The 6692-nt window shown below is 75.4% G+C and carries 3 protein-coding genes; 2 read left to right on the top strand and 1 reads right to left on the bottom strand.

What is annotated here, in order from left to right; translation table 11 throughout:
* Window positions 1-764 precede the first annotated feature (764 nt).
* The gene (locus ACI78V_RS22705) at window positions 765-1550 is read right to left on the bottom strand and encodes a WecB/TagA/CpsF family glycosyltransferase (protein WP_456855049.1); all 786 of its coding nucleotides are present in this window, start codon (window positions 1548-1550) and stop codon (window positions 765-767) included.
* A gap of 318 nt (window positions 1551-1868) precedes the next feature.
* On the opposite strand from ACI78V_RS22705, the gene mfd reads away from it, so the two are divergent.
* Window positions 1869-5411, top strand: coding sequence for a transcription-repair coupling factor (gene mfd, locus ACI78V_RS22700; RefSeq protein WP_456855045.1), 3543 nt, complete (start codon window positions 1869-1871; stop codon window positions 5409-5411).
* 82 nt (window positions 5412-5493) lie between these two features.
* Complete coding sequence (locus ACI78V_RS22695) at window positions 5494-6498, top strand: SurA N-terminal domain-containing protein (protein ID WP_456855042.1); 1005 nt, start codon at window positions 5494-5496, stop codon at window positions 6496-6498.
* Window positions 6499-6692: the final 194 nt, after the last annotated feature.

The raw sequence follows: 6692 nt of genomic DNA, 5'->3' as shown, positions 1-6692 counted from the left end.
GCAACGGCGCGCAGACCGCCGAGCTGGCCCACCGGGCCGTGCCCACCGCCGGCGCCAGCGGGTCGGCGACCTGGGCCCTGCCCAAGGCCACCGCCTCCGCCGGCTGGATCCGCGCCCTCCGCCCCGCGGCCTGACCCGGGAAGCGGGCCCGCCCGGTCGCCACGACGGCGACCGGGCGGGCCCGCTCGCGCGTCGCGGGGATGGTGGGAACGGTCCCTGTCCTCGCCGACGCCGGGACCGTCGGGCCCGGCCCTCCGGTCGGCCGGACGGTCGCCACGAGGGGGCGAGGTGACCGTCCGGGGCCTGCTCGGGTGCCGGGGTGCGGTGGGCACCCGGTGCGGGGCCGGCCGGGAACGGGCCCGCCGCGGACCAGCTGTACCGACCAGGGAGTCGGTGGCGGCGCCCGGTGACACGGGGAAGACCTTGCGGGTGCGTGTGGAGCTGCCCGGGGACCGCTCCCCGACCCGGAGGCCTCCGTGTCCACGCTGGTGCGCAGCTGACCCCGGCAGGTTGCTGCCGGCCCGCTGTGTCGTCGAGCGGGGCTGGACCGTCTTGCAGCGGGCAGCCGAGCGGTTCCGTGTCCCGGCGACCACCGCGGCGCGGCCACACCGCACTCCGCGGTCGGCCACCGGCCGGCCGTCCTCCCGACCTGTCGGGGCAGTACGACCGGCGCGGTCACGACCGGACGGGGAGACGCCCGGGAGAGGCCGCCACCGGGAGGGAGTGGCCGGGAGCCCCGTCCGGGAGCCGGCCCGGTGTCCCCGCTACCGGGGGAGCGGGCGCCGGGCGAGCCGGATGGCGAGGGCCTGCGTCAGGAGGAGCAGGGCGAAGGGGAGGTCGTGGGCCAGGTAGCGGCGGGCCAGCCGGCGCGGCTCGAGCGCCAGGCGGTGCACCCACTCGGCACCGATCCGCTGCACCAGTTCGGGTGCACGGCGGAACTGCCCGGCGGCCATGGGGATGCCGGCACCGCAACCGAGCATCCACGCGGAGGGCAGCGCCGGGCGCAGCCGGGCGATGAGGTTCTCCTGCTTCGGGAACCCGAGGCCCACGAGGACCAGGTCCGCGCCGCTCGCGGCCACCCGGTCGACGAGTCCGGCCACCTGCTGCTCGTCCTTCTCGAAACCGAACGGGGGTGACTCCGCACCGGCCACGCGCAGCCCCGGGAACCGGGTGGTGAGGGCGTGCCCGGCGGTCTGCGGGACGCCCGGGTCCCCGCCGATGAGGTAGACGGAGCGACCCGAGGCGGCGGCCGTCTCCGCCAACGTCGACACCAGCGAGGCGCCGGTGACGCGTTCCGGCAGTGGCGACCCGGCCATGGTCGCGGCCCAGACCAGGGGCATGCCGTCGGCGACGACGATGTCGGCCCCGGTGACCAGCTCGGCCAGCCGCGCGTCGCGGGTGACTGCCCGCAGGATGTCCACGTTGACCGTGACGATGCAGCCGCCCTCACCCCTGCGCCAGGCATCGGCCACGTGACGGGCCACGCCGGCCTCGGTCACGGCCAGGACGGAGACAGCGCCGACCGGCACGGACTGCGCAGTCGTGCGCATCGTCGTCCTCCCCTTGCATCGAGCTCGGCCGGCACGACCGGGGGGTCGACGCGGAGCCCCGGTGTCGGCACCGGGCTCGCTGAGCGTGCTGATCACGCGGGAGGGGCGTCCAGGGACGGGACGGCGACGTCACCCCAAGGGAGCAGCGGCGTCACCCGGGAGGACCACCGGCCGGTCCGGTCGAGCCGGGCGGTCACCACGGGGGCGAGGAAGCACCGAGGGCGGCGGCGGGGGCGGAGTCCCCGGACTAACCTGGGGTCCCGGCCCCCCGCGCACCCGGCGCGACGTGCGTGGCCCGAAGTCTCAGGAGACGGTCTCGTGACCTTGCGCGGCGTGCTCGACGTCGTCCTCACCGACCCCGGCATGGCCCGCGTCGTGGCCGCCGCGGGGAACGCCGAGCTGGCGGTCACCGCCCCGCCGTCGGTCCAGCCGCTGGTCGCGGCGGCGCTGGCGGCGTCCGGCGGGGAGGGCGGCGTCCCCGTCCTCGTCGTGACGGCGGGCGAGCGGGACGCCGACGCCGTCGCCGACCAGCTGCGCTGCCTCCTGCCCGACCGGCGCACCGAGGTGTTCCCGGCGTGGGAGACGCTGCCGCACGAGCGGCTGTCCCCGCGCGCGGACACCGTCGGCCGCCGACTGGCCGTGCTGCGCGACCTCACGCACCCCGGGGCGAACGGGGCGGTCGACGTCCTGGTCGCGCCGGTGCGCAGCGTCCTGCAGCCGCTGGCCCCCGGCCTGGGCGACCTCGTGCCGGTGGAGTTGTCGCCGGGCGACACCGCGGAGCTGGACGACGTCGCGCAGGCGCTGTCCGACGCCGCCTACACCCGTGTCGAGCTGGTGGAGAAGCGCGGTGAGTTCGCCGTCCGCGGCGGCCTGCTCGACGTCTTCCCGCCCACCGAGCCGCACCCCGTCCGCGTGGAGTTCTGGGGCGACGAGGTCGACGAGCTGCGCTACTTCTCCGCCGCCGACCAGCGCTCCCTCGACGACCGGCCCGAGCGGCTGTGGGCGCCGCCGTGCCGGGAGCTGCTGCTCACCGACGAGGTGCGCGCGCGGGCGGCGGCGCTCGCGGTCGAGCACCCGGGGCTGCTGGAGATCCTCGGCAAGCTGGCCGAGGGCATCGCCGTCGAGGGGATGGAGTCGCTGACCCCGGCGCTCATCGGGGGTGACCTCCAGCTGCTCACCGACCTCGTGCCGCGCGGGACGCACGTGCTGGTCTGCGAACCCGAGCGGGTGCGCAGCCGCGCCGCGGACCTGGTGCGCACCGCCGAGGAGTTCCTCGCCGCCTCGTGGGCCACCGCCGCCGAGGCCGGGGAGGCGCCGCTGGACCTCGGTGCGTCGTCCTTCCGCGACCTCGCCGACGTCGAGGCCGCCGCCCGCGGCCGCGGGCTGCCGTGGTGGAGCACCGGCGCCTTCACGCTGCAGACGGAGGACGACGACACCTCCGTCACGCTGGACGCGACGACCGTCGACCGCTTCGCCGGCGACGTCCCGCGCGCGATCGAGACGATGCGGGGCTGGCAGCGCGAGGGCTGGCGGGTCGTCGTCACCTTCGCCGGGCCCGGACCGGCGCAGCGCGCCGCCGACCAGTTCACCGAGGCCGACCTCGGCGCCCGGCTGGTGCCCGACATCGCGGCCGCCCCCGAGCCGCGGCTCGCCCACGTCACCCAGGGCAACCTCGAGGCCGGGTTCGCCTTCCCCGGCGTCGGGCTGGCGCTGATCACCGAGCACGACCTCACCGGGCAGCGCGGCACCTCGATGCGCGACGCGGTGAAGATGCCCGCCCGCCGGCGCAACGCCGTCGACCTGGTGCAGCTGCAGCCCGGGGACCTCGTCGTCCACGAGCACCACGGCATCGGCCGCTACATCGAGATGGTCAGCCGCACCGTCAACGGCGGCCAGCGCGACTACCTGATCGTCGAGTACGCGCCGAGCAGGCGGAACCAGCCGCCGGACCGGCTGTTCGTGCCCACCGACGCCCTCGACCAGCTCACCCGCTACGTGGGCGGGGAGGCACCGGCGCTGTCCAAGCTCGGCGGCGCCGACTGGCAGAAGACCAAGGGGCAGGCCCGCAAGGCGGTCAAGCAGATCGCCGCGGAGCTGATCCGGCTCTACTCGGCGCGGATGGCCACCCAGGGGCACGCCTTCGGCCCGGACACCGTCTGGCAGCGCGAGCTGGAGGACGCCTTCCCGTTCCAGGAGACGCCCGACCAGCTGGCCGCGATCGACGAGGTCAAGACCGACATGCAGAACCCGGTCCCGATGGACCGGATCATCTGCGGCGACGTCGGCTACGGCAAGACCGAGATCGCCGTCCGCGCGGCCTTCAAGGCGGTGCAGGACGGCAAGCAGGTCGCCGTCCTGGTGCCGACGACGCTGCTGGCCAACCAGCACTTCAAGACCTTCTCCGAGCGCTTCGCGCAGTTCCCGGTGAAGGTGGGGGTGCTCTCCCGCTTCCAGTCCGACGCCGAGACCCGGCAGATCCTCGAGGAGCTGGCCCGCGGCGAGGTGGACGTGCTCGTCGGCACCCACCGGCTGCTGCAGCCGACAACCCGCTGGAAGGACCTCGGTCTGGTCATCGTCGACGAGGAGCAGCGCTTCGGCGTCGAGCACAAGGAGTACCTCAAGACCATGCGGACGGCGGTCGACGTCCTGTCGATGTCGGCCACCCCGATCCCGCGCACCCTGGAGATGTCGCTGACCGGCATCCGCGAGATGTCGACGATCCTCACCCCGCCGGAGGAACGGCACCCCGTGCTGACCTACGTCGGCGCGTGGGACGACAAGCAGATGGCCGCCGCGATCCGCCGCGAGCTGCTGCGCGACGGCCAGGTCTTCGTCATCCACAACCGCGTGCAGTCGATCGACAAGGCGGCGGCCAAGATCCGCAACCTGGTGCCCGAGGCCCGCGTCGCCGTCGGCCACGGGCAGATGAAGGAGCACGAGCTCGAGCGGATCATGGTCGGCTTCTGGGAGAAGGAGTACGACGTCCTGGTGGCGACGACGATCGTCGAGTCCGGCCTGGACATCCCCAACGCCAACACGCTGATCGTCGACCGCGCCGACACCTTCGGCCTCTCCCAGCTGCACCAGATCCGCGGCCGCGTCGGCCGGGGGCGGGAGCGCGCGTACGCCTACTTCACCTACGACCCGTCGCGCCCGCTCACCGAGACCTCGGTCGACCGGCTCACCACGATCGCGCACAACACCGACCTGGGTGCCGGCATGGCCGTGGCGATGAAGGACCTCGAGATCCGCGGGTCGGGCAACCTGCTCGGCGGCGAGCAGTCCGGGCACATCGCCGGTGTCGGGTTCGACCTGTACGTGCGCCTGGTCGGCGAGGCGGTCACCGACTACCGGGCGCAGCTGTCCGGCGAGGAGGTCCCGGCCGAGCCGGCCGAGGTCCGCGTGGACCTGCCGGTCGACGCGCACCTGCCGCACGACTACGTGCCCGGCGAGCGGCTGCGGATGGAGGCCTACCGCAAGGTCGCCTCGGTGCAGTCCGACGAGCAGGCGCAGGCGGTGCTCGACGAGCTGACCGACCGCTACGGCGCCCCGCCGGCCCCGGTGCTCAACCTGCTGGCCGTCGCGCGGTTCCGCGCGGCGGTGCGGCGCTTCGGGATCACCGAGGTGTCGATGCAGGGCCGGGCGATCCGGATCAGCCCCGTCCCGCTGCGCGAGTCGCAGCAGATGCGGCTGGCCCGGCTGGCCGACGGCGCGACCTACAAGTCCACCGTCGACACCATCTCGCTCAAGGTGCCGGTCGGCCCGGACCGGCGGACCCCGCTGCGCGACGTCGCCCTGCTGGAGAACCTGCACGCACTGCTGACCGCCGTCCTCGAGCAACCTGTGGCCGCGGCGTCCTGAGCGGGGTGGGACGGGGCGCAGAGCACGTCCGTCCCGCTCCGCCTGCGTCGCGCGTCACAGGCGCTGTGGCACGCTCGCAGGCGTGCACACCCGTCGCCTGACCGCATCGCTGGCCCTCGGCCTCGTCGCGCTCGCCGGGGCGGCCGGCTGCCGCACGTCCCCCAACGTCGCCGCCTACGTCGGGGACGAGCAGGTGACCGTCGCCCAGCTGCAGGCTGCGGTGGACGAGCGCCTGGCCGACCCGGCGCTCGCCACCGCCATCGAGGGCCGCGAGGACGAGTTCACCCGCCTCGTGCTCACCCGCATGGTGCAGGCCGAGGTCTACGCGCAGGCCGCGGAGGAGTTCGGGGTCACGCCGTCCGACGGTGAGGTGCAGGCGCTGCTCGACGAGCTGATCGGCGACCAGGACCCCGAGGCGCTCTACAGCCAGGCCGCCGCGCAGGGCGTGGGGCGGACCGACGTCTTCGAGACCGTCCGCCAGCAGCTGGTGCGCCAGCGCATCGCGGTGTCGGAGGGGCTGGCCGAGGGGCTCACCGAGGAGCGGTTGCGCGCCGACTACGAGGAGGCGCTCCCCTCCCTGTCGCAGGTCTCGCTCGGCTACGTGACGGTGCCCGACCAGGCCGCCGCCGACGCCGCCGTCGCCACGCTGCAGGCCGACCCCACCGCCTACCCGGCGGTGGCGGCGCAGTACCCGTCGAGCACCACGCTCCCGCAGGTCGCGCCGCGCCCCCGCGACCAGGTGCCGACCGCGATCGCGGAGCAGGTCACCGCGGCCGCGCCGAACTCGGCGTTCACCCTCGCGGTCCCGGAGGTCGGCGGCGTGCTCGTCGTCTTCGTGGGCCAGCCCGTGGTGCCGACGTTCGAGGAGGTCCGCGGAGACCTCGAGGAGGCCGCCGCCTCCGAGGTCGACGACGCCGCCCAGCAGCTGGTCGTCGACGTCCGCGAGGACCTCGACATCACCGTCAACCCGCGGTACGGCGCCATCGAGGAGGGCCAGGTCGTCCCGGCCGACGGCGGCGTCGTCGACATCCTCGACGCCGCCGGTGGAGCCGGCTCGGGCACCGGTCCGGCGGCTGCCGGAGACTGAGCGGGTGCCCGTCGCGCTCGCCGTCACCGTCAGCCCCTCCCTCCCCGGCCTGCTCGGCCCCGACGGCTGGGCGGGGGGGGGGGGGGGGGGGGGGGGGGGGGGGGGGGGGGGGGGGGGGGGGGGCCGCGGGGCCCCCGCCGCCCCGCGCGCCCCGCGCCCGCCCCGGCCGACCCCGCCCCCGCACCCCGCCCGCC

The organism is Geodermatophilus sp. SYSU D00742 (assembly GCF_054049935.1).
This window is presented reverse-complemented; position numbering and strand designations above follow the sequence as displayed.

Bases quoted from the DNA above. Each gene is read 5' to 3' on its own strand.
- ACI78V_RS22705 (WP_456855049.1), bottom strand. From the start codon at position 1,550: ATGCGCACGACTGCGCAGTCCGTGCCGGTCGGCGCTGTCTCCGTCCTG.